We start from the raw sequence: 20,418 nt of genomic DNA, 5'->3' as shown, positions 1-20,418 counted from the left end.
TGCGTGGTGGTGCGGCGTCGATGCCCATCCGGCTCATTCTCCGATCACCGGTGGCACCGACTTGACCCTGTTCTCCGCACCGAGACCGGTGAGTTCCTCGCCATTGCGCTGGTTCACCAGGTAGTCCTTCGTCTGGTGTTCCTTGTCGTCGTCGCCCTTGCCGCGAGCGCCCGGCGCCATCATGCCCGGCGTGCCAGTCGTTCCCGGCCGACCGGTGCCGGGACGCGCGGATGCGGCCGCGGGAACGCCGCCCGGAGTGCCGGGGGCGCCGTTGACGCTACGACCCGGCGCGGGGGTGCCGAGGCCGGGCACGCTCGGGTTGAACGTCCCCGGGCCGGGCGTGCCAGGAGATGCGGGACTCGGTGTCCCGAATCGGGTCGGTGATGGATCGGTGCCGGGATTGGTGCTCGCCGGTTGTGTCGACGGATTCGTGCCTGCGGGCGCGGTTGCGGTTTGTTCGGGCGTGCTGTCCTGCTCCGCAAGAGGATTCGTGCTGGACGGGGCGGTGCTCTCCGGCGTGTTCTCAGTACCCGGCAGCTGTGCCGGGTCCACCGTGGTGGTTTTATCGCCGATACCGGTACCGGACGACGGCTGCCAGTCGGTGCTCGACGCGGATGGCTGATCGCCGGAACCATGCACCGGGTTGTACGGCTTGGGAACGAGTGGAACGCCGGTGTCGGCTTCCCGGACGGCAGGATAGAAGACGTTCTTGACCACGTTCACCGACGCATCGTGCGCGGTGTCGTCGCGATGCTGGTTCAACTTCCAGGTCGGGCCCGGCACCCAGCTCGCGACATCGCTGGTCCACGTATGAGCCGGCGCTTCCTGCACGGCGGGCCGGGTGACCTCGATGCCCGATCGGATGATCTTCACCTTCTCGGCGACGATCTGTACCGAACTGATCAGTCCGCTGGACTTGTCGACGTATTCCTTGACCCCGTCCGCCGCGGCCTTCGCCGCCGCTCCCTCCCATTTGCCTTCCATGGCTTTGCCGATCTCCGGACCGAAACCTTGCAACCCCTGCTCCAGCCGATTGCGGATGGACTCCCACCGCTGGTGCAGTGCGACGACATCGGGGATCGACATCGCCTGTACGCGTTGATAGAGATCGTCGATTCCGTCCGGGTTCCTGTACGAGCTCTCCGGAACTGTCGGCGACTGGGTCTGCAGGTCGGAGCCGGAGCGCATGATTTCGGCGATACGGTTCCGTGCGATAGCCGCGTCGGGGCTCTCGTCGCGCGAACCACTGTCCGGCGGTCCGGATTTCGACTGTTCGAGCAATGCGGCGCCAATCGCTATCAAGAACGGCAGGCCCATGATTATCCCCCGGTCAGTTCAGCAGATTGCTCGTGTCCTGCGCATTGGAGTCGTCCTGTGCGCCGATGCGGTCCACGGAAATCTGGATCGTATCACGCATCAGGGTGAGTACCTCGATGTGCTCTCTGAGTGCGGAGTCCACATCGCCATCTCCGCCGATCGCTTTGGCGCCCAGCATGTTCGCTAGATCGTCGGCGCAGTCGAAGTTGCCGAGGCCGCTCACCTTGCTCACCCACTGCAGATCATCGCGAAGCTGGTTGTAGAGGTCGATCTGGCGTTTGCACGCGTCGCGGCACGCCTGTGCGACCGACCGATCGAGATACAACCGGCCTGCCTTCGCTTCGCCGACCAGGTACTGCCATCGTGACAAGTCTTCGCCCAGTGCCATCTGATGCCCTCTTCTCAGCGTGGAAACGTCGGTACGAGAATTTCCGCCGCAGCACGCGCGCGCGAACACGGCTCTGCCGGGCTTCTTGCGGACGCGCGATTGGAAATAGTCACTCCGAACGATCCGATATTCGCAGGGAATACAAGATCGCATAGCTCATTGAATCGGTCGGATTCTCTGCGATGCTGGACACCATCGCGCCCGGCGATCGATATGTTGGAGAAGTTGACGTTGTCAGGCTTGGCCTTGAAATCGTCGACTGTATAGATCGTCGTGGACACTCCAAGGTTGAAATCGTCATTGTTCCATGAGCAAACCTTCCAGCCAGGCTCCTCGACCCCCGCAACCCCTGACCTCTTCGTATCGGGACGGACGCCGATCTGCCGCAATGTGTTGTTGGAAACCTGCGTGCACGGATCCCACAGGGCGGCCGTAGCCGCCGACGTATCGATTGTCGTGCTGGGTGTGGCAGTCCCGTTCGTGCCCGATTCACACGCCGAGGCGGCCAGCACTACCCCAGCGAGCGCCGCAACCGTCGCTGTCGTCCGTCGTCCCACCGAAGCCTCCCGATCCGGGCCGTCAAGTCGTCCCTGAAGTCTATGACGCACGCACAGGCCGTCCGGTTCCACTGGATTCGGTTCGTTCGGATCGGGAGTCTCGGGACCTCGCACTCTCCGATCGACGAGGGAAACGCAGTTCGGTGACCGTCCTACAAGTGATCTCGCGGACGGTCGGGCTCCTGGAATCCATAGCGCTGGTCCGGGGTTCGGTCCGCGCAGACGAGGATCGACTGCACGACCGTGCTGATGTGGGGACGGAACGCGTCGCGGGGTGCGACGACCCACCACCGGTAGCCGGTCCGTTCGTCAGTGGGGGAGGGCAGCAGTATCTCGCCGCCGTCGGGGACGATCGTCGCGCAGGCGCGCAGCAGTGCGACGAAGATGTCGGTGTCACCCGCGAGCTGATGGGTGTCGTCGGGACGGACGAGAATCGTCCAGCGCCCGGAGCCGTGGGCGATGACGGGGCCGAGCAGGTATTGCCTGGCGAGGTCGGCGTGGACCATTCTGCCGAGCCGTTCGGGTACGGTGACCGCGCCTACGTCCGCTGCGCGCAGGGTGATTCGTCGAGATTCGTCATGTATGTAGCACGGCAGCCCGTAGACGTGCCGGTAACGCCGGCAGCGGGTGAGTGTCGGGTCTGCGGCGGGATCTGTGTTCATGGCCGCTGTCGGCACGAAGCGGGGTGGAGTGGATCTCGATCGGATCGGGCAGATCGCATCGTTGCAGTCTCCGTTGCGGTTTCGATGATGAAGGGTGGTGTGGCCGGGCGGAAGGATCAATCCCACAGTTGCGCGCAGGGAAGGTGCGGGTGATCGTCGTCTACGTCGTCGTCGACGGTCACCCTGATTTCCGGGAACCGTTGCGCCAGCGCGTGTGCGACGCTTTCGGCCTGCTCGGCGCTCGCCTGGTAGTCCAGGCGCAGCGGGCCGGTTTCGATCTGGATGTGGCGGCGCCGGTCCGGTGCAGACGCGTTCACTGCGGCCTGCTCGGGTCCGGCACCATCCGTCCGCTGTCGACCAGCACCTGGCGTGCTGCCGCCTTGCGCGCGCAGTGTTTCGCGCGGCAGGCCACATGGATCTGCATCACGTCATGGGCCTGGCGGATGCTGAAGGGCCGCCTCGGTGCTCGGTGGGCGGTCGCGTCACACAGGGCGATGAATTGGTACATGGCGAGCGAATGCGTGGACACGAATAACTCCTCTGTTTCGTGGATCGGCCGGCGCCCGGTACCGGGGGCTCTCGCCACCAGTCCGCCACTCTGGCGGGCCGGTGCGCCGCAGGGGTGCGGCGTCGGCCCGGCACCGGGCACCGCGACCGAACGTAGGTCGCGCGAACACCGAGGTGGGAGCACGGATCACGGTTTTCGTTCCGGTTATGCGAGGAGCCGTATATCCTGCCGGGGCAATCGCTTTCGGGGTAAAAGCTGTGGGGAAATTGGAACGACGATCGGGGGACGCTGGGCCATGTACATGACCACGGGCGAAGTGATCCGGCGCATCAGGAAATCCGTCGGCATGACGCAGACGGAACTGGGCGCGCTCATCAACTTCTCACAGCCCGCCGTCTCCGGGCTGGAGCGTGGCGGCCCGGCCTCGCACGACGTTCGGGTCTTGCGGCTCGTAGCCCGTGCACTGGGCGTTCCGCTTGCCATACTGGTAGTGGAGTCGGACCGGGAGGCAGATGTGGACCGTCGCAACTTCTTCAGAGCAGGGGCATCGGTAAGCGCGGGGGCTGCCATGATGTCGATCTCCACCCCCGCGAACGCCGCGTCCGCGTCCGCCGGGAAAGTCGGCGCGAGCGACGTGGAAGCCATCATCGACAGCGTGAACCAGATCCACGAACTCGATCTGGTGGTGGGCGGCGACCGATTGTGCCGGGTGGCGGCCAATCAAGTCCGCTATGTCGAGCAGCTTCTCGACCACGGCAGTTACACCGAGGAGGTCGGGCGTGCGCTCACCAGCGCCGCCGCCGAGATGATGACCGCCGCCGGGTGGGTGCACTACGACGCCGGACGTCCGGACGATGCGCGGCGGTACTACGCGGACGCGGCGAACGCCGCCAATGCGGCCGGTGACGGGATCGCTGCGGCGCATGCGCTGGGGAATGCCAGCTTTCTCATGGCGAGTCGTCCAGGAGATGACGCGAGAGGCAACCCTCTGGCCGTGCAATACGCACAAGCTGGGGCGCGGGCGTCGCTCCGCGACGGTGGTCCGAGGCTGCGTGCGCTGTTGGCGATCAGGGAAGCCGAAGCGCATGGGGTTCGCGGGGACAAGTCGGCGATGACGGCGGCGATCAGCCGGGCGCACCGTGCGTATGAGTCGACTCGCGGACACGACCCTGACTGGGTCTATCTGCCGGAAGCAGAATTCGTGGGTGGCATCGGCTGGGCGCAGATGCGACTCGGCGAGCACTCTCAGGCGACCTCTAACCTCCAAGCCGCGATCGAGAGTTCGGCGGCATGGCCCAGGGAGCGCGCCGCCTGGCAGGTCCATCTCGCGGAGAATTTCGCTACGTCCGGTGACGCCGCACGGTCATGCGCACTGCTTGCCGACAACTACGAGACAATCGCCGGTCTCGCGTCCACCCGCCTGCACCAGCGCATCGATGCCATAGCGAATACGGTTCGCAGTCACGCGAGGGTTCCCGAGGTTCGAGAGTTCTTGGCCCGGCGCGCGGCGCAGGTCTGAAATCTCGTATCCCTTCGTCAGCATCGACGGCTCGGGCGTATCGCGAACGAGACTCGCCGCATTCCACTTCGCTCGAATGGTCTTGGCGAGCCGCGCCGGGCCTCGCCACCGAGTGGGGGCAGTGGCCGATCGGAATGATCTGGAGTCGCCCCGGAAAACGGCAGCGCCTCCGCGTCGTGCAGACGAGGAGGCGCTTGCTCGGACTCGAGGGCTCAGTAGGCCCCGTTGACGTTGTCCATCGAGCCGTACCGATGGGCCGCGTAGTTGCAGGCGGCGGTGATGTTGGCGACCGGGTCCCAGATGTCGAAGGCGGTACCGTCGACGTGGTAGGCGTTGAAGGTCGGGTCGATCACCTGGAGCAGGCCCTTGGAGGGCGTTCCCTTGGCGGCGTTGGAGTCCGACAGGTTGATGGCCTTGGGATTGCCACCGGATTCGCGCATGATGTTGCGGTGGATGCCCTCGTAGCTTCCCGGAATGCCGTGCAGGCGCATGACATCGAGGGACTGGCGAATCCAGCCGTCGAGGTTGTTCTCGTAGACCGGGGGCGGCGCGGGCAGGAAGCCCTCCGGCGCAGGCGCGGGCAGCCCCGGCACCGCGGGCAGCTCCGGTAGTGCGGGCAATCCCGGCAGGGCCGGGAGATCGAACGGCGCGGCGACCGGCGTCACGGGAGCCGGAGCGCTGTCGTCGGCCACCGCCACCCCGGCGGAGAAGCCGACGGCGATCACGCCGACGGTGGCGGCGAGGGCAGCGCCCTTACGAAGGGACGGGCGGCGGAGAAAAGAAAGGCGTGCGTCAGACATCGAGAAATCAGTTCCTTGTTCGTGCGGCGATCCGGCCGGAAAACCGGCGCGGGATCCACGGCGGGCACCAGGTAGGGGTGTTCGCCATAACGGCTCGTGTGCGGTTTTCGGATTTCGTTGTGAAAGCCAGGGGTCGAATCCCTGGCGGCGCGACGCGCTGCACAAGTCGGGGCGGTGCCCTTCGGTGCCGCTGCCGTACCCGGAGAGAAACAAGCCGTAGGAGCTGTGGAGCTGGTTTCTCGGGTCTCTTTCGGACCTGATCTCAGCTTGATCACGACGGGTTAACATTTGGCAAACGGTGAATTAATGGCGAGAATTGCCGATCTTGGAGCGCTGCATGCGGCCGTATATGCGCCGCTCTGACCAGGCATTACGTTCGCAAACGTGATTTGGGCCACAAACGGCTGATTCGCAGCAACGAGATTTGGTTGTCTCGATCCGGTCACTGGCTCGCCGACACGCGGGACGTCGACCGTAATGGGACGTCGCCGATACCCGAGGCCGGGCTGGGTGTCGAAACAGCGTGTTCGGTAGGTCGACGGCAGTCGTGGAATCAGCTGGGACGGGTGCTTTCGGCGAGGGGGACCGGGCGCATGGTCGGCGGCGGATGACCCGGTGTACTTGCAGAAGTCAGCGACTACGAGTCAATGAGATCGTTCGTCCAGCTATAGAGGCTTCAACGCAATCACGAACCGGTGCAACCTCTTCTAGTTCAGCGGCGACGCTCGGCCAGTGGTCACGTACACGGTCGATGGTCTCCATGGCGGTCGCCGAAAGGTTCTCTGGACAGCGCAGCTTCCGAGCGAGGCGATCGAAGTGATAGACGCGCACCGAATCGAAGCGTTTGTTACCGGCGAATTTGAGTCCGAGATCCTCGGGACCGTCACCGACGCCGTACGCCTCGGTCGACATGATGTCGTAGGCCGGGGACAGAGTAGGTACTCGCTTGTCGCGGTAGATCAGTGACCAGTTCTTCAAGTGTGCATCGCCATTGCCGATCAGTACGAAAAATACAAGTCTTCGCACGAACTCATGGAGGGCCGCCGTATCGCGGCCTCGATACGCCAGTGAGGCGACGGTTTCAAAGTTCCCTTCGTATTTGTTGACGGGATATACTGCGCGAACCTGGGCGAAATCCTCGATATGGACAAGCCGCCGGTTGGTATCGCGATCGAACCGTTCGACCGCGTACGCGTACTCCTCGCCACTCGGCCACACGCCCGCGGGAACGCCATCGATTTCGTCGCGGTGTACCAAAGCGACCTTCGGGACATCTATTCCGATGGCGTCCGCGAACCGCATCATCGCGTACTCGTTCCGCGGCACATCGGAGAATCTGGTGTCGGGCAGCTTGAGGATCCAGTCGCCCCCCTCTCCAGTGGCTGTGCAGGTGAAGCGCTTACCATCGCGCAACATCGAGAACTTGAGGCCGACGCCGGCCAGCGAGAACTTCCACGGCTGATGTTCGCGCACCAATGGATCCGGAGATACGGCGGCAGTTTCCAGCACGGCCGCGACATCGGGCACCGTGTGAAATTCAGCCGGCAGCACGCGAACTGCCCCGGGGAGATCATGGCCGACTCGAGCCAAGAGTTCCATCTCGCGCTCCGGCGCAACGTCGCGCTCCGCGGCGATCCACTCACGCATCACCCCCTCCGGCAGAAGATTTGAAAACCATTGCGGTAATCGTAGATTCGCAGCGAATCGGGCACGCGGACGTTCCTCGAACCGAAGTCCGAGAACCGGACGTTCGGCATCGGCGAGGTACTCGTCGGTGAATTCGAACCAGGTGTAGTTATCGTGGCAATACAACCAGCCGATCCGCTGGTCGTGCAGCCAGACTGCGTGCCGCGATGTCTCATTCATCGAGTTCCCACTCCGAGTCATCGAGCATCGAATCCTCTAGTTCGAGGTCGTCGAGCACAAGATGGTCGAGTGGAGGGGTGTCCTCGAATCCGATCTCCATGCGCTGTGTCAGGAAGTCTCTTACGACGATTGCAAGGCTTTCCTCCCGCCGCCGGACGAATTCGCGTGCCTGGCCATCTTTCAGCAGCGAGGCAACGTCGGGAGCAATGGAATGTGACTTCAGAGTGAGCGCCCAATCTGCCTCACTTACATCGATCGGGCGCGCTGCGAGGATCTCCGGAACCTCCGACGGTGCCGCTTCCAGCCCAGGCACCAGCACCCAGCGCGCTGCTGAGTCCTTTTTGAGTGCTGCGGCGACTCGCCGCGAGACGACCGCGGTCAGGGCGGGCCGTGGTGTCTGTGCTTCGCCGAGCGCCTCGACGAGATCGTTACGGTCGAGACGTTGTCCGTCACGCAATGATCGTGGATGGCGCTCCCACATCGCGCACGCGATGATCTTGCCGCTGGCATGATTCGTACGGAACTGGTGCACGTCGGGCCAACTGATCCGCTCGGGAGGGATCGCGTCAAGAAGTCCGGTGAGCGTTGCGTCCAAGTCAATCGGCTCTACTTTCGCGCACAGTGCCCGGGTGGTGCCGGTCGAACCACCAGGGAAAAGAGCGGTTCCGGCGGCAGCCGCACGCCAGTACCAGCGGCGCAACAGCTGGGTCTGCCTACCGTCCAACTCCGGGTGGTGGCCGAAGACCCTGGTCAATACCACGAGAAGATGCCGATACGGCAGGAACGCGAAGTGCGGAGTGTCCGCGTGCCGCTGCAGGAAGTCGACGGTGCGATCCAGAGCTTCTTGGGTTCGAAGATAGGCCTCGTCGGCATCTTCGCCAGGAAACTCCCCGGTGCGTCGGTCATCGAACTCGGTGCGCATTTCGCGGGTGACATCACGACCACGGCGCGCGAGGATCGCGCTGAATATCGTATTGCCGTCGACCGTGCCGAAGCCGAGGTCGGTGCTGATGTGCCCGATGATGTCCTCGATCGCGGTCGAGGTCTTCCGGCCGGAGTCGACGGTGGTCGGATGCAGGGCGGTGAATACCTCGGCGCGCGTGAGCCGCTTTCCGTAACTGTTCAGCCGATCGAAGATATCGCGCAGGACGGATTCATCTTGTGTTTCGACCACAGAAGCGGGGATCTTGAACTGACGAAGCTTCTTGGCCGCGGCGGTCGCGACGTCGAAGTACTGCATCGCCTCGGGAGAGTCGCGAAACCATGCCATCAGACTCTGGAGGTCGAAAAGCGTGGGCAGTGGAATGGTATGCGGTTTGGCGCCAGACGTCGGAACGATCTGGCCCGACACCGGATCGAAACTGAGCGCGAATCGGTCGTCGTGTAGCGACTCCGAAGACAGTGCGTTGGCCAGCGTTGCGACTCGCTGCTGGCCGTCTACCACCCACAACGCGTTATCCATTGCCGGTGCGTCGATCCGCAGAGCGCCGACCGTGATCGGGGCCGCCTCAGCCGGACGCGACCACAAAAGCAGACTACCCAGCGGGTAGCCGCGCATGATGCTGTCGAATAGGCGCCGGGCATCCTCGATTCCCCATCGGAAGGGACGCTGGAACTCCGGTATCCTGACCTTCCCGTCGCGGACCATCGCGACGATCTCCTCCACCTCGAACACCCGCGCGGTCGGCGTCGTACCCAGACTGGTGCTCATTGCCAGCTTCTCCTTCACCCCTGTGATCGTGCGTCACTCGCACCTGACGGTGGTGCAGTGAGAGAACGATCGGCACCGGGACAGGCATGTGTCAAACTATCAAGCCACAATGACAATGACCGGCGAATAATCGGGTACGGTCGTCCGGCTCATGTGGTCGCTCGCGCGTGCCAGAGTATGCGCGCGTGTCAGAGTTCGTTCGAGCGCAAACAAACGGTCTGGCGGCTTTGTCGGTTGTAGCCGGAAGGCAAATTCCTGCGGGGCCCGGACGACCGCCATCATCGCCGCGCGCTGGGTCAGCTGCCGAAACGGGCCAAGACCGAGCTGGCTTCCTGGGACGCGGTGCCTTCCTCGGCGAGGTGCGCCATTTCCGGGGCGATCTCGCGGCCGTGGTGGGCCATCGCCTGGGCGTACAACCGGCCCGCTCGGTAGGAGGAGCGGACCAGGGGACCGGCCATGACGCCTGCGAAGCCGATTTCCTCGGCGGTCTTCGAGTGCTCGACGAACTCCTCCGGCTTCACCCAGCGGTCGACGGGGTGGTGGCGCGGGGAGGGGCGCAGGTACTGGGTGATGGTGAGGATGTCGCAGCCTGCCTCGTGCAGGTCGCGCATGGCCTGGGTGACTTCCTCGGGCGTTTCGCCCATGCCGAGGATGAGGTTCGACTTGGTGACCAGACCGGCTCGGCGAGCGGCGGTCAGGACCGCGAGCGAGCGCTCGTAGCGGAAAGCCGGGCGGATGCGCTTGAAGATGCGGGGGACCGTTTCGAGGTTGTGCGCCAGCACTTCCGGGCGGGCGGAGAAGACCTCGGCGAGCTGCTCGGGGTGCGCGTTGAAGTCGGGGATGAGCAGTTCCACGCCCGTGTGCGGGTTCAAACGCTTGATGGCGCGGACCGTTTCGGCGTAGAGCCAGGCGCCGCCGTCCTCCAGGTCGTCGCGGGCGACGCCGGTGATGGTGGAGTAGCGCAGGCCCATGGCCTGGACGCTCTCGGCGACGCGGCGGGGCTCGTCCCGGTCGAGTGCGGCGGGCTTGCCGGTGTCGATCTGGCAGAAGTCGCAGCGGCGGGTGCACTGTTCGCCGCCGATCAGGAAGGTGGCCTCGCGGTCTTCCCAGCACTCGAAGATGTTGGGGCACCCCGCTTCCTCGCAGACGGTGTGCAGACCCTCGCGCTTCACCAAGCCTTTGAGCTCGGAGTACTCGGGACCCATGGTGGCGCGGGTGCGGATCCACTTGGGTTTGCGCTCGATGGGGGTTTCCGCGTTGCGAGCTTCGATGCGCAGGAGCTTGCGGCCGTTCGCGGCGCGAGCGTCAGGCCCGGAAGCCTGCGTAGCCGCGGCGGGCCCCGGAAGTGCCGCAGCAGGTTCCGCCGCGGACGCGTTGTGTGGTGTCGGGGTGTCGACTGAGGTCACTTGATCGACCTTACGCCGTCGCGCTCGGGCGCTGCGGGGTGGTGTCGCCAAGGGTGACACGGGGGATGTCGTGCTCGGTGACCGGCAGATCGCCGTCGAGCGCGCGGACAATGGCGTCGGCCACCAGCGGTTTCATCTCGGCGACGGTCACTTCGCGGCCGAGTTCGCGGGTCAGCGTGGTGACGCCCGCGTCGCGGATGCCACACGGGACGATGGCCTGGAACCCGTCCATGGCGGCGTTGCAGTTGAACGAGACGCCGTGCAGGGCTACGCCGCGCTGCACGCGCACGCCGATCGCGGCGATCTTGCGATCGGCGTACAACTCGGTGGCGGGCAGCCAGACGCCCGAGCGACCCTCGACGCGACCGCAGACCAGGCCGAGGCCGGTGCAGACGGTGATCAACGCCTCCTCGAGGCGGCGCACGTACTGGACGACGTCGACCGGCTCGGCGAGCCGCACGATGGGGTAGCCGACCAGTTGGCCGGGGCCATGCCAGGTGATCTTGCCGCCGCGATCCACCTGCACCACCGGGCTGCCGTCGATGGGCAGGTCGTCGGCCTCGGTGCGGCGGCCCGCGGTGTACACCGAGGGGTGCTCGAGCAGCAGCAGATGATCGGATCCGTCGCCCTCGGCGCGCTGCTCGGCGATGCTGCGCTGCAGCTCCCAAGCGGCGTGGTAGTCGATGAGTCCGAGATCCTCGACCACGATCGGGGTCGTATCGAATCGGGCGGACCGGGTGGTGCGCGTGTCGTTCACAGCGATGACGGTACGCCCAGGGGGTCAGGTGGTTCCAGCGCATCGATGTGCGAACGCCCACAGCCGGAGCGGATAGCCAGGGGGAGAGCTGGAAGGTTGCGCGGCTGGGAGCCGCCACGGCCCCGCGTCCGGGCCACTGTGTCGGACGGGCTTGCCCCAGGACTTGCGCGGGTTCCGGCGCGAAGAGTGCGGGGCATCAACGGTGTCGATTGCCTGATCGCGGCAGCACGCCCGCTGTCGCCAGTGCCGCTCCGACCGGAATTACCAGCATCAGCGGTGGGAACCGCAGGCGACGGCGGCCGGTTCGACCGATTCCCGAGGCTTCGAGCCTGTCTCGGCCGCTGTCTTCCGGAACCGTCTGGCGTCACGTGCTGAAACACACATCGTCCTCCGATAACCCCGTCTCGATCGAAGAGTCGAGCAGCCGTTTCCCGGACCGCGCGCAGACACGGGGTCGCGTGCGGCTTTGCGGTGACAACGGACCAGCGAGAGATCGGTTTCATGGAGTCGGGCGGTCGGACGCGTGGCTGACGCAGTGCCGGATCTCCGTGTGTGTCTCCGCTCCTGTCGCACCGATCGCGCGCATTTCCCACCGTCCACGCGTCCCGGAGAGGAACCGTCGGGGCGACTGGAGGTGGGTCAGTCGACGTCGACCGGCAAGGTCAGTTGCATGAGCGTCAAGTCCATCCAGCGGCCGAATTTGTAACCGACCTCGGGAAGGACGCCGACGGTGCGGAAGCCGAAGCGTTCGTGCAGCAGGATCGAACCGCTGTTGCCGGACTCGATGGCGGCGATCATGGCGTGCACGGCGCCGGTCCGGCGCGCTCGGTCGATCAGCTCGGTGAGCAGGGCGGTGGCGATGCCGCGACGCTGGAAGCGGTCGTCGACGTACACGGAGTTCTCGACCGTGTAGCGGTAGCCGGATTTGGTGCGCCAAGGCCCATAGCTCGCGTAACCCGCCAAGGCTCCGTCGATCTCGGCGACCAGCACCGGCAGCCCCGCGCCGGTGCGGGCCTGGAACCAGCCGAGGCGCTCCTCCAGGCCGACCCGCTCGGTGTCCCAGATCGCGGTGGACGCGGCGATATTCGCGTTGTGGATCTCCAGGATCGCCGGAAGGTCATCGGTGGTCGCGTCGCGGATGACGGTGGCGGGCCTGGTGTCGAGTCGATCGGTCATCGAGGGTCTCCGGGTCGTCCCACCGCGGCCGCCAGCGCGGCGCCGATGGTGGGATGGTGGAACTGGTAGCCCGCTTCCTCGAGGGCGGTGGGAATGGCCCTGGGCCCGCGCAGAATCGCCTCCTGCGCCATCTCGCCGACCAGCGCGTGCAGCGCGAACGCCGGGACCACCAGCGGAGTGGGGCGGCGCAGCGCCCGGCCGAGCGCGCGGCTGAACTCGGCGTTGGTGACCGGTGCGGGACCGACCACGTTGATCGGGCCGGACACCGTGTCGTGGGTGAGCGCGAAGACGATCGCGCCGATCTCGTCGTCCATGGAGATCCACGGCGTGTACTGGCGGCCGTTGCCCAGCCGTCCGCCCAGGCCGAGCGCGTACAGCGGGTGCAGCATGCCGAGCAGGCCCCCGGTCCGCGACAGCACCACGGCGCTGCGCAGCAGCACCGTGCGCACACCGGCCGCGGCGGCGGGCTCGGCCGCCTTCTCCCAGTCCCGGCACAGCGTGGCCAGGAATCCCGAACCGGCGGGGGAGGTCTCGTCCACCACCCGATCGCCGGTCTCGCCGCCGTAGTAGTGCACGCCGCTGGCATTGAGCAGTACGGGCACGCCCGCGGCGGCCACCGCACCGGCCAGCACGTCGGTCGGGGTGATCCGGCTGTCGCGCAACTCCTGTTTGAAGCTGCCGGTCCAGCGTCGCCGCCCGACGCCCGCACCGCACAGGTTGACCACGGCGTCGGCCCCGCGAAGCGCCCGCTCGTCCAAGTGGGCGCGGGCCGGGTTCCACGCGAATTCGTCCGGGCCCGCCGCTTTCCTGCGCACCAGCCGGGCGACCTCGTGCCCGTCGCGGCGCAGAGCCGCGACGAGCGCCGTCCCGATCAACCCGGACGAGCCGGCGATCACCACCTTCATACGCGCCGCGGGACCTTCCTCACAGGCCGAGATCGGCCTCGAACGCCGCTTCCTCGAGCCGGTGACGGATCGTGGTCAGGAAGCGCCCGGCGTCGGCGCCGTCGATCAGGCGGTGGTCGTAGGTGAGCGGCAGGTAGCACATCGAGCGGACGCCGATGGACTCGTTGCCGGTCTCGTCGGTCACCACGACCGGGCGCTTGACGATCGCGCCCGTGCCGAGCATGGCCGCCTGCGGCGGAACCAGGATCGGGGTGTCGAACAGGGCGCCCTGGCTGCCGATGTTGGTGATGGTGAAGGTGCCGCCGGCCAGCTCGTCGGGCTTCAGCCCGCCGGTGCGGGCGCGGTTGGCGATGTCGGCGATGGCGCGGGCCAGACCGGCCAGCGACAGGTCGCTGGCGTTGTGGATCACCGGGGACAGCAGGCCCTGCTCGGTGTCGACGGCGATGCCGAGGTGCACCGAGGCGTGGTAGGTGATCTCCTTGGTCGACTCGTCGTAGCTGGCGTTGACGTTCGGGTGCACGCCGAGCGCCTCGACGACGGCCTTGGCGAAGAAGGGCAGGAACGTCAGGTTGACGCCCTCGCGCTCCTTGAACGCCGCCTTGGTCTGCTTGCGCAGCGCCGCGATCTTGGTGACATCGGCCTCGTGCACCTGGGTCAGCTGCGCGGTGGTCTGCAGCGACTCGCGGGTCTTGGTCGCGGTGATCTGGCGAATGCGGTTGGCCTTCTGCACGGTGCCGCGCAGGTGGGCCAGCTCCGGGCTCGCCACCGCGGGAGCGGCGGGCGCCTTCGCCGCGGGTGCGGCCGCGGCCGGGGCGGGAGCCTTCTTGGCCTCCGCGGCGGCGAGCACGTCCTGCTTGCGAATGCGGCCTCCGACACCGGAACCGGTGATCGTGGCGAGGTCGACGTTGTTCTCCTCGGCCAGCTTGCGCACCAGCGGAGTGACGTAGGGGGTTGCGCCGTTGGAGGATTCGGCGGCCGCCGCGGCGGCGGGCGCGGGGGCGGGCTTGGGAGCCGGAGCCGGAGCCGGAGCCGGAGCAGGGGCCGGAGCAGGCGCGGCGGCGGCCGGAGCCGGTTCGGGCTTGGGAGCCGGTTCGGGCTTCGGAGCGGGCGCGGGTTCGGGAGCCGGGGCGGGCGCGGGAGCCGGGGCGGCGGCCGCGGGGGAACCACTGCCGATGACGCCGAGCTGTCCACCGACCGCGACGACGTCGTCCTCCTGGGCGGTGATCTCCAGCAGGGTGCCCGCGACGGGCGAGGGGATCTCGGTGTCGACCTTGTCGGTGGAGACTTCCAGCAGCGGCTCGTCGACGGCGACCTCGTCGCCGACCGCCTTCAGCCAGCGGGTGACGGTGCCCTCGGTGACCGACTCGCCGAGCTCCGGCATCTTCACGGGAGTGCCGTCGCCGGAGGACGCGGGCGCGGTCTGCGCGGCGGGCGCGGACTCCTCGGCGGGAGCGGCCTGAGGTTCGGCCGCGGGCGCCTCTTCGGAGGGGACCGGCGTCTCCTGCGCGGGCGCCGCGGCTTCCGGAGCGGGCGCGGGAGCGGACGACGACGCCTCACCGGCATCGCTGATCACGCCGAGCTCGCCGCCGACCTCGACCACGTCGTCCTCGTTCGCGACGATCTTCGACAGCACACCCGCCGCGGGGGACGGGATTTCGGTGTCGACCTTGTCGGTGGAGACTTCGAGCAGCGGCTCGTCGACCTCGACCGTGTCTCCTTCCTGCTTCAGCCACCTGGTCACCGTTCCCTCGGTGACGCTCTCACCAAGAGCGGGCATCTGGACGGAGAAGGCCATGTCCGTTGACTCCTCTGACTGCTCGACGGGGTTCTACAACAGTTGATCTCGCTGCGGACGCCCGCCGCGGGTCGCGACGGGAGTCCGGAAGCCACCGATCATTGTGCGTGGCACCGGAGATCCGTGTGGTTCTTGTACCGCGGTCCATCCTTGCACTCGCGCGCAAGCTACGTAGCACAGGGCGGCCAACTGCACGGAGCTGGCAGTATGGGAAGACCGGCGGTGAACATTCTCCGGTGCAGGAAAGGAGGTGCGCGTCGGTGGGTTTGCTGGATCGTTTCCGTAGCGGCGCCGCCCGGGGCGGGGGCGCTCTACGTGGGGGTTCGGTGTCCGGGCAGGACGCTCGCTACTTGGCCGACTGGGTGCGTACGCATGTCGGCGTCGAGGGCTACATCGAACCCAAGACCACGGTGACCGATGTCACAGTCGTGCTTGTTGCCGCAGATGGTGAATGGACGCGGCGGGTCGTCGGCGAGCGCGGTGCGCGACGGCTTGCCAAGGATTTGCACATCCCCGTCTACGACGTGCACAAGACCGGTTATCCGCAGCGGATGCGCGACTACGACGCCCGCAGAAGGGTGCAGCGGCAGCGCGAGCTGGAGCGGGATCTGTACGACCTCTGAGCCGTCGGATTGTCCGTTCCGTCCGATTCTCGGGTGGCTCCGCGACGACGTGCGAAGCGTCTGCTCGAGTCGTGGGCCGCGAGGCGGAACCCGTCGGAATTCCGGTGGGCCGATTCGGCCCGCCCGGACGACGCGCGTCGTCCGGGAACGCCCGGACGACGCGCGTCCCACTCACTCCGCGGCGATGTCCTGCAGGACCGCGATCAGCGTGCGGACCGGGACGCCGGTGCCGCCCTTGCCGATGTAGCCGAACGGACCGCCGGTGTTGTAGGCGGGACCGGCCACGTCGAGGTGCGCCCACTGCACGGTGTCCGGCACGAACTCCTTGAGGAACAGTCCGGCCGAGAGCATGCCGCCCCAGCGGTGCGGCGCGACATTGGCCAGGTCGGCGATCTTGGAGTTCAGGTCGCCGCGCAATTCGGCGGGAAGCGGCATCGCCCAGCCGTTCTCCCCGACCTCACGGGAGATGCGGGCCACCCGGTCGCGGAACTCGTCGGTGCCCATCACGCCGGGCGTGCGGGTGCCGAGCGCGACCATCTGCGCTCCGGTCAGCGTCGCCACGTCGATCAGGTACTCCGGATCGTCCTCGCTCGCGCGCACGATCGCGTCGGCCAGGATCAACCGGCCCTCGGCGTCGGTGTTGAGCACCTCGACGGTGATGCCGCCGTACTGGGTGAGCACGTCACCGGGGCGCTGCGCGGTGGCCGAGGGCATGTTCTCCGCCATCGGCACCGTGGCGGTGACGGTGATCGGCAGGCTCAGGCGCGCGGCCAGCAGCGTCGTGGCGATCACGGCGGCGGCGCCCGCCATGTCGGAGGTCATGTTCTCCATGTTCTGCGCGGGCTTGATGGAGATGCCGCCGGTGTCGAAGGTGATGCCCTTGCCGACCAGCGCCACCTTCTTCGGACCGCCCGCGTAGGTGATCCGGATCAGGCGCGGCGGGCGCGAGGAGCCCTTGCCCACGCCGAGCACACCCCCGTAACCGCCCGCTTCCAGCGCCTTCTCGTCCAGCACCTCGACGGTGAGGCCCGCGGCCTCGGCGAGTTCCTGGGCGCGCGAGGCGAACTCGGCCGGGAACAGGTGGCTGGGCGGAGTGTTCACGAAATCCCGTGCGGTGGCGACGGCCTCGGCGGTGAGCTGCGCGCGGAACAGGGCCTCCTCGCCGTATCCCGGCTCGGGCACGAGCAACTCGACCCGCGCCACGGGCCGCTCGTCCGGCTTGGGCGCGGACTTGTCCGAGCGGAACGGCGTGAAGGAATAGGCGCCCAGGTAGAAGCCTTCCGCGGCGGCGCCGATGTCCAGCCCGGACAGCGTGGTCACCACCAGTTCGGTGCCGGACAGCGAGCGGGCGGCCACGCCGGCCGAGCGACGGATCTGCTCGGCGTCGAGTTTGTCGGCGGAGCCCAGACCGACGGCCAGAACGCTGGTCACCCCGTCCAGCCCGGCCGGCGCCGGGATCCGGGTCAGCTCCTCGGCCTTGCCCTTCGCCCCCACCGCGCCCAGCTGATCGAGCAGTTCCGCGCGCACGTCGGCGGTGAGCACGTCGCCGAACAGGTCCTCGGGCACGATGGCGGGACCGTCCTCCGAGGAGGTCAATCCGATGACGAGCACATCGGTGTCCGCGCCGATGGTCTCGGTGCGTGCCAGTTCCGGTCCGAGCGAGCGATCTGCAACAGCGGTCATTGGCACAGGCTATTCGGTGCGTTCCGGATAGCGCACCGCGACGCCGTCGAGCAGCAGTTCCACCGCGCTGTGCAGCAGGTCGTCGAAGTCCATCTCGAAGGACTGGGTGGCGGCGAGGACGCGGTGCAGGACGGGGCGGATCGCGGGGTCCAGCAGTCCGGCGAGGTCGGGGCGCGGCGCGGTCGCCGCGGCGGCGTCGCGCGGATCGCCGAAGCGGTCGGCGCGCTCGGAACTCCACAGCAGCGCAAGCCCCTGCACCAGGCCCGAGAGCGCTAGGTAGATCGCGAAGCTCGTGCGCGGGGTCAGCCCGGGGCGGTCGAGGGCGGCGAAGTTCCGTTCCAGGACGTCCAGCAGCGCCGGGCCCACCGGCGGGCGGGTGCGCGCCAGCAGCGGCAGCATCCACGGATGCCTGCGATAGAGACGCCACTCCTCGTGCGCCTCGTGCCGCAACCGAGGACGCCAGCCGGTGCATCCGGCCTCGGGCGGCGGGATCTCGTCGAGCACCAGCTCCGCCATGCTCGCCAGCAGCGTTTCCCGGTCGGGGAAATGGCGGTAGAGGGTGGCCGTCGCGACGCCGAGGGCGCTGGCCAGGCGGCGCATGGTGAGGCCGTCGATCCCGTCGCGGTCGGCCAGCTCCACCGCCGCCCTGGCGATGCCGACCGCGGTGAGCCGCGTCGGGCGGGCTGCGCGGCGCACCGGGATCGCCGCGCGGCGGGCGCGGTAGGCGCGCGCCTGACAGGAGCGCGAGCAGTACTTGCGCCGTCGGCCCTTGGCGGGCTGGGCGAGTGCGTTGCGGCAGACCGCGCACGTCATCGGTGTTCCTTTTCGACACACGAACAGGTGTGACGAAATAGTAGCCAGACGGCTCTGACCTGCCTAGATTCGTGCACCGATACGGTGTTCACAGCGAAAGGTGCCGCGGATGGAGATCACTGCTCGACAGGCCGGTCCGCACGACCGTGACGCGCTGATCGACGCGTTCGGGATCGCCAGCGCGGATGAGGTGGTGACGGAGTGGGTGCTCGAAGGGCAGGCCGACCCGGGTTTCCGAACCGCGTTCGTGCCCGGGCTGGTCGATCGGGCGTTGCGCGACGACGAGATCTGGGTCGCGGGTCCGGGCGAGGAGATCTGGTCGATGTCGATCTGGCAGCACGTCACCTCGGTCGAGCGATTCGCCGGCGAAGCCGCCGAGGCGCGGACCATGCTCGAGCAGGCTCCCGAGCTGCGCGTGGCGCAGCGGCTGGCGGTCCTCACCGACCTGCTCGCCCGTGCACACCCCCGCGAGTTCCCGCACCGGTACCTGCAAGTGATCGTCACGGTGCCGGAGCATCGCGGCAAGGGGGCCGGTGCGGTGGTCCTCGCCGACCGCTTGAAAGCGGCGTCCGAAGCGGACGTTCCGGCTTTCCTCGAAGCCAGCACCGAACGATCCGCTCGGCTCTACAGCCGCTGCGGCTTCGCCCCGACCGGAACGACCCATACGCTGCCGGAGCACGGCCCGACACTGATCCCGATGTGGTTCCGGCCGTAGCGTGCCTGGGGCGGGCTCGCGCCGCCGCGGTCCCGGATAAGCTCGGCTGGTGACCGAGACGAGCCTCCTGCAGGGACCGATCCACGCCGTGCACGTCGAGCTGGGCGCCACGTTCGCGCCGTTCGGCGGTTGGGAGATGCCGGTGTCCTACGCGGGCACGGTGACCGAGCACCAAGCCGTCCGCACGACGGTCGGGCTGTTCGACGTCAGTCATCTGGGCAAAGCGACAGTGCGCGGCCGCGGGGCCGCGGAGTTCGTCAACTCGGCGCTCACCAACGATCTGGGCCGCATCCTTCCGGGCAAGGCGCAGTACACCCTGTGCTGCACCTCGGAGGGCGGCGTGATCGACGACCTGATCGCCTATTACGTCGGCGACGACGAGATCTTTCTGGTGCCGAACGCCGCCAACACCGCGGCGGTCGTCGCCGAGCTGCGCAAGGCCGCGCCGGACGGCGTCACGGTGACCGATGAGCACCGCGACTACGCCGTGTTCGCGGTGCAAGGCCCGCGCTCCGGCGAGGTGCTCGGCGCGCTCGGCCTGCCCGTCGACCTCGAATACATGGCCTATGCCGACGCCGACTGGGACGGCCGCCCCGTCCGGGTCTGCCGCACCGGCTACACCGGCGAGCACGGCTACGAGCTGCTGCCGCGCTGGGCCGACGCCGAACCGCTGTTCCGAGCCTTGGTCGAGCAGGTGCGCGCCGCCGAGGGCCAAGTGGCCGGGCTGGGCGCCCGCGACACCCTGCGTACCGAGATGGGTTATCCGCTGCACGGGCACGAACTCTCGCCCGCCATCTCTCCGGTGCAGGCGCGCTGCGGCTGGGCGGTCGGCTGGCAGAAGCCGGAGTTCTGGGGCAAGGCCGCTCTGGAGCAGGAGAAGTCGGAGGGCCCGCGCCGAATCCTGCTGGGGCTCAAGGCGCTCGACCGCGGTGTGCTCCGGCAGGGGCAGACCGTGCTGCGCGAGGGCGAGCCGGTCGGCGAAACCACGTCCGGCACCTTCTCGCCCACGCTCAAACTCGGCATCGCGCTGGCCTTGCTCGACACCGCGGCCGGCATCGAACCCGGGGTCGAGGTCGAGGTGGATGTGCGCGGCCGCCGTCTGCGTTGCGAAACCGTCCGCCCGCCGTTCGTCCGGACCAACACCAAGTGACGGACGCGCCCACGAGCCGCCGAGGACGCTCCGGTGCGGGGAGGACCGTGGCGAAATGGCCGGAATC

Annotated in this window: 20 protein-coding genes; 4 read left to right on the top strand and 16 right to left on the bottom strand. The window is 67.5% G+C overall.

The window, feature by feature from the left end; genetic code table 11:
• Positions 1 to 33 precede the first annotated feature (33 nt).
• The 6 genes from NNI01S_RS12880 to NNI01S_RS35270 form a co-directional block, all read right to left on the bottom strand.
• Positions 34 to 1,086 (bottom strand): hypothetical protein, encoded by a 1,053-nt coding sequence (locus tag NNI01S_RS12880; RefSeq protein ID WP_157114737.1) that lies wholly within the window; start codon positions 1,084 to 1,086, stop codon positions 34 to 36.
• Positions 1,087 to 1,330: 244 nt separating this feature from the next.
• Positions 1,331 to 1,705 carry a hypothetical protein gene (locus NNI01S_RS12875; protein ID WP_063020301.1) on the bottom strand — a complete coding sequence of 125 codons (375 nt, stop codon included), beginning with the start codon at positions 1,703 to 1,705 and terminating at the stop codon, positions 1,331 to 1,333.
• A 14-nt stretch (positions 1,706 to 1,719) separates the two neighbouring features.
• Entirely contained in the window at positions 1,720 to 2,262 is a 543-nt protein-coding gene (locus NNI01S_RS33430) for a DUF3558 domain-containing protein (RefSeq protein ID WP_169812962.1), read from the bottom strand.
• A 152-nt stretch (positions 2,263 to 2,414) separates the two neighbouring features.
• Complete coding sequence (locus tag NNI01S_RS35280) at positions 2,415 to 2,924, bottom strand: hypothetical protein (RefSeq protein ID WP_063020300.1); 510 nt, start codon at positions 2,922 to 2,924, stop codon at positions 2,415 to 2,417.
• 116 nt (positions 2,925 to 3,040) lie between these two features.
• Positions 3,041 to 3,241 (bottom strand): hypothetical protein, encoded by a 201-nt coding sequence (locus NNI01S_RS35275; RefSeq protein ID WP_063020299.1) that lies wholly within the window; start codon positions 3,239 to 3,241, stop codon positions 3,041 to 3,043.
• Positions 3,238 to 3,453 carry a hypothetical protein gene (locus NNI01S_RS35270; protein WP_063020298.1) on the bottom strand — a complete coding sequence of 72 codons (216 nt, stop codon included), beginning with the start codon at positions 3,451 to 3,453 and terminating at the stop codon, positions 3,238 to 3,240. Before NNI01S_RS35270 ends, NNI01S_RS35275 begins: the two co-directional genes overlap by 4 nt.
• 274 nt (positions 3,454 to 3,727) lie before the next feature.
• Between NNI01S_RS35270 and NNI01S_RS12855 the strand changes: the two genes are divergently transcribed.
• Positions 3,728 to 4,951, top strand: coding sequence for a helix-turn-helix domain-containing protein (locus tag NNI01S_RS12855; protein ID WP_063020297.1), 1,224 nt, complete (start codon positions 3,728 to 3,730; stop codon positions 4,949 to 4,951).
• A gap of 212 nt (positions 4,952 to 5,163) precedes the next feature.
• Here NNI01S_RS12855 and NNI01S_RS12850 read toward each other — a convergent pair whose 3' ends face one another.
• The 8 genes from NNI01S_RS12850 to sucB all read right to left on the bottom strand — a co-directional run bounded on the left by NNI01S_RS12850 (position 5,164) and on the right by sucB (position 15,367).
• Positions 5,164 to 5,751, bottom strand: a complete 588-nt coding sequence (locus tag NNI01S_RS12850) for a transglycosylase SLT domain-containing protein (RefSeq protein WP_063020296.1) — start codon at positions 5,749 to 5,751, stop codon at positions 5,164 to 5,166.
• Between the two features lie 630 nt (positions 5,752 to 6,381).
• The gene (locus NNI01S_RS12845; RefSeq protein WP_063020295.1) at positions 6,382 to 7,617 is read right to left on the bottom strand and encodes a type II toxin-antitoxin system HipA family toxin; all 1,236 of its coding nucleotides are present in this window, start codon (positions 7,615 to 7,617) and stop codon (positions 6,382 to 6,384) included.
• Positions 7,610 to 9,346, bottom strand: coding sequence for a DUF262 domain-containing protein (locus tag NNI01S_RS12840; protein ID WP_157114734.1), 1,737 nt, complete (start codon positions 9,344 to 9,346; stop codon positions 7,610 to 7,612). Before NNI01S_RS12840 ends, NNI01S_RS12845 begins: the two co-directional genes overlap by 8 nt.
• A 278-nt stretch (positions 9,347 to 9,624) precedes the next feature.
• Positions 9,625 to 10,605, bottom strand: coding sequence for a lipoyl synthase (gene lipA, locus NNI01S_RS12835; RefSeq protein ID WP_063020473.1), 981 nt, complete (start codon positions 10,603 to 10,605; stop codon positions 9,625 to 9,627).
• Positions 10,606 to 10,744: 139 nt separating this feature from the next.
• Positions 10,745 to 11,491 carry a lipoyl(octanoyl) transferase LipB gene (lipB, locus tag NNI01S_RS12830; RefSeq protein ID WP_063020293.1) on the bottom strand — a complete coding sequence of 249 codons (747 nt, stop codon included), beginning with the start codon at positions 11,489 to 11,491 and terminating at the stop codon, positions 10,745 to 10,747.
• A 639-nt stretch (positions 11,492 to 12,130) separates the two neighbouring features.
• Entirely contained in the window at positions 12,131 to 12,667 is a 537-nt protein-coding gene (locus NNI01S_RS12825) for a GNAT family N-acetyltransferase (protein ID WP_063020292.1), read from the bottom strand.
• Positions 12,664 to 13,572, bottom strand: a complete 909-nt coding sequence (locus tag NNI01S_RS12820) for a TIGR01777 family oxidoreductase (protein ID WP_063020291.1) — start codon at positions 13,570 to 13,572, stop codon at positions 12,664 to 12,666. The genes NNI01S_RS12825 and NNI01S_RS12820 overlap by 4 nt, the downstream gene beginning before the upstream one ends.
• Before the next feature lie 19 nt (positions 13,573 to 13,591).
• Entirely contained in the window at positions 13,592 to 15,367 is a 1,776-nt protein-coding gene (gene sucB / locus NNI01S_RS12815) for a 2-oxoglutarate dehydrogenase, E2 component, dihydrolipoamide succinyltransferase (RefSeq protein WP_063020290.1), read from the bottom strand.
• Between the two features lie 260 nt (positions 15,368 to 15,627).
• On the opposite strand from sucB, the gene NNI01S_RS12810 reads away from it, so the two are divergent.
• Positions 15,628 to 15,990: a hypothetical protein gene (locus NNI01S_RS12810; RefSeq protein WP_063020289.1), complete on the top strand. Its 363-nt coding sequence runs from the start codon at positions 15,628 to 15,630 to the stop codon at positions 15,988 to 15,990.
• A gap of 171 nt (positions 15,991 to 16,161) precedes the next feature.
• Here NNI01S_RS12810 and NNI01S_RS12805 read toward each other — a convergent pair whose 3' ends face one another.
• Positions 16,162 to 17,673 (bottom strand): leucyl aminopeptidase, encoded by a 1,512-nt coding sequence (locus tag NNI01S_RS12805; protein ID WP_063020288.1) that lies wholly within the window; start codon positions 17,671 to 17,673, stop codon positions 16,162 to 16,164.
• Between the two features lie 9 nt (positions 17,674 to 17,682).
• The gene (locus tag NNI01S_RS12800; RefSeq protein WP_063020287.1) at positions 17,683 to 18,486 is read right to left on the bottom strand and encodes a TetR/AcrR family transcriptional regulator; all 804 of its coding nucleotides are present in this window, start codon (positions 18,484 to 18,486) and stop codon (positions 17,683 to 17,685) included.
• A gap of 109 nt (positions 18,487 to 18,595) precedes the next feature.
• Here NNI01S_RS12800 and NNI01S_RS12795 point away from each other — a divergent pair, with 109 nt between their 5' ends.
• On the top strand, positions 18,596 to 19,201 hold the full coding sequence (locus NNI01S_RS12795) for a GNAT family N-acetyltransferase (RefSeq protein WP_063020286.1): 606 nt from the start codon (positions 18,596 to 18,598) through the stop codon (positions 19,199 to 19,201).
• A gap of 49 nt (positions 19,202 to 19,250) precedes the next feature.
• Positions 19,251 to 20,351, top strand: a complete 1,101-nt coding sequence (gene gcvT, locus NNI01S_RS12790) for a glycine cleavage system aminomethyltransferase GcvT (protein ID WP_063020285.1) — start codon at positions 19,251 to 19,253, stop codon at positions 20,349 to 20,351.
• Positions 20,352 to 20,418: the final 67 nt, after the last annotated feature.

The organism is Nocardia niwae NBRC 108934 = DSM 45340 (genome assembly GCF_001613465.1).
Taxonomy (GTDB): domain Bacteria; phylum Actinomycetota; class Actinomycetes; order Mycobacteriales; family Mycobacteriaceae; genus Nocardia; species Nocardia niwae.
This window is presented reverse-complemented; position numbering and strand designations above follow the sequence as displayed.

Excerpts from the sequence above, each read along its gene's own strand:
- NNI01S_RS12880 (WP_157114737.1), bottom strand. The coding sequence starts at position 1,086 with ATGTCGATCCCCGATGTCGTCGCACTGCACCAGCGGTGGGAGTCCATC.
- NNI01S_RS12875 (WP_063020301.1), bottom strand. The coding sequence starts at position 1,705 with ATGGCACTGGGCGAAGACTTGTCACGATGGCAGTACCTGGTCGGCGAA.
- NNI01S_RS35280 (WP_063020300.1), bottom strand. The coding sequence starts at position 2,924 with ATGAACACAGATCCCGCCGCAGACCCGACACTCACCCGCTGCCGGCGT.
- NNI01S_RS12855 (WP_063020297.1), top strand. The coding sequence starts at position 3,728 with ATGTACATGACCACGGGCGAAGTGATCCGGCGCATCAGGAAATCCGTC.
- NNI01S_RS12850 (WP_063020296.1), bottom strand. The coding sequence starts at position 5,751 with ATGTCTGACGCACGCCTTTCTTTTCTCCGCCGCCCGTCCCTTCGTAAG.
- NNI01S_RS12845 (WP_063020295.1), bottom strand. The coding sequence starts at position 7,617 with ATGAATGAGACATCGCGGCACGCAGTCTGGCTGCACGACCAGCGGATC.
- NNI01S_RS12825 (WP_063020292.1), bottom strand. The coding sequence starts at position 12,667 with ATGACCGATCGACTCGACACCAGGCCCGCCACCGTCATCCGCGACGCG.
- NNI01S_RS12820 (WP_063020291.1), bottom strand. The coding sequence starts at position 13,572 with ATGAAGGTGGTGATCGCCGGCTCGTCCGGGTTGATCGGGACGGCGCTC.
- sucB (WP_063020290.1), bottom strand. The coding sequence starts at position 15,367 with ATGGCCTTCTCCGTCCAGATGCCCGCTCTTGGTGAGAGCGTCACCGAG.
- NNI01S_RS12805 (WP_063020288.1), bottom strand. The coding sequence starts at position 17,673 with ATGACCGCTGTTGCAGATCGCTCGCTCGGACCGGAACTGGCACGCACC.
- NNI01S_RS12800 (WP_063020287.1), bottom strand. The coding sequence starts at position 18,486 with ATGACGTGCGCGGTCTGCCGCAACGCACTCGCCCAGCCCGCCAAGGGC.
- NNI01S_RS12795 (WP_063020286.1), top strand. The coding sequence starts at position 18,596 with ATGGAGATCACTGCTCGACAGGCCGGTCCGCACGACCGTGACGCGCTG.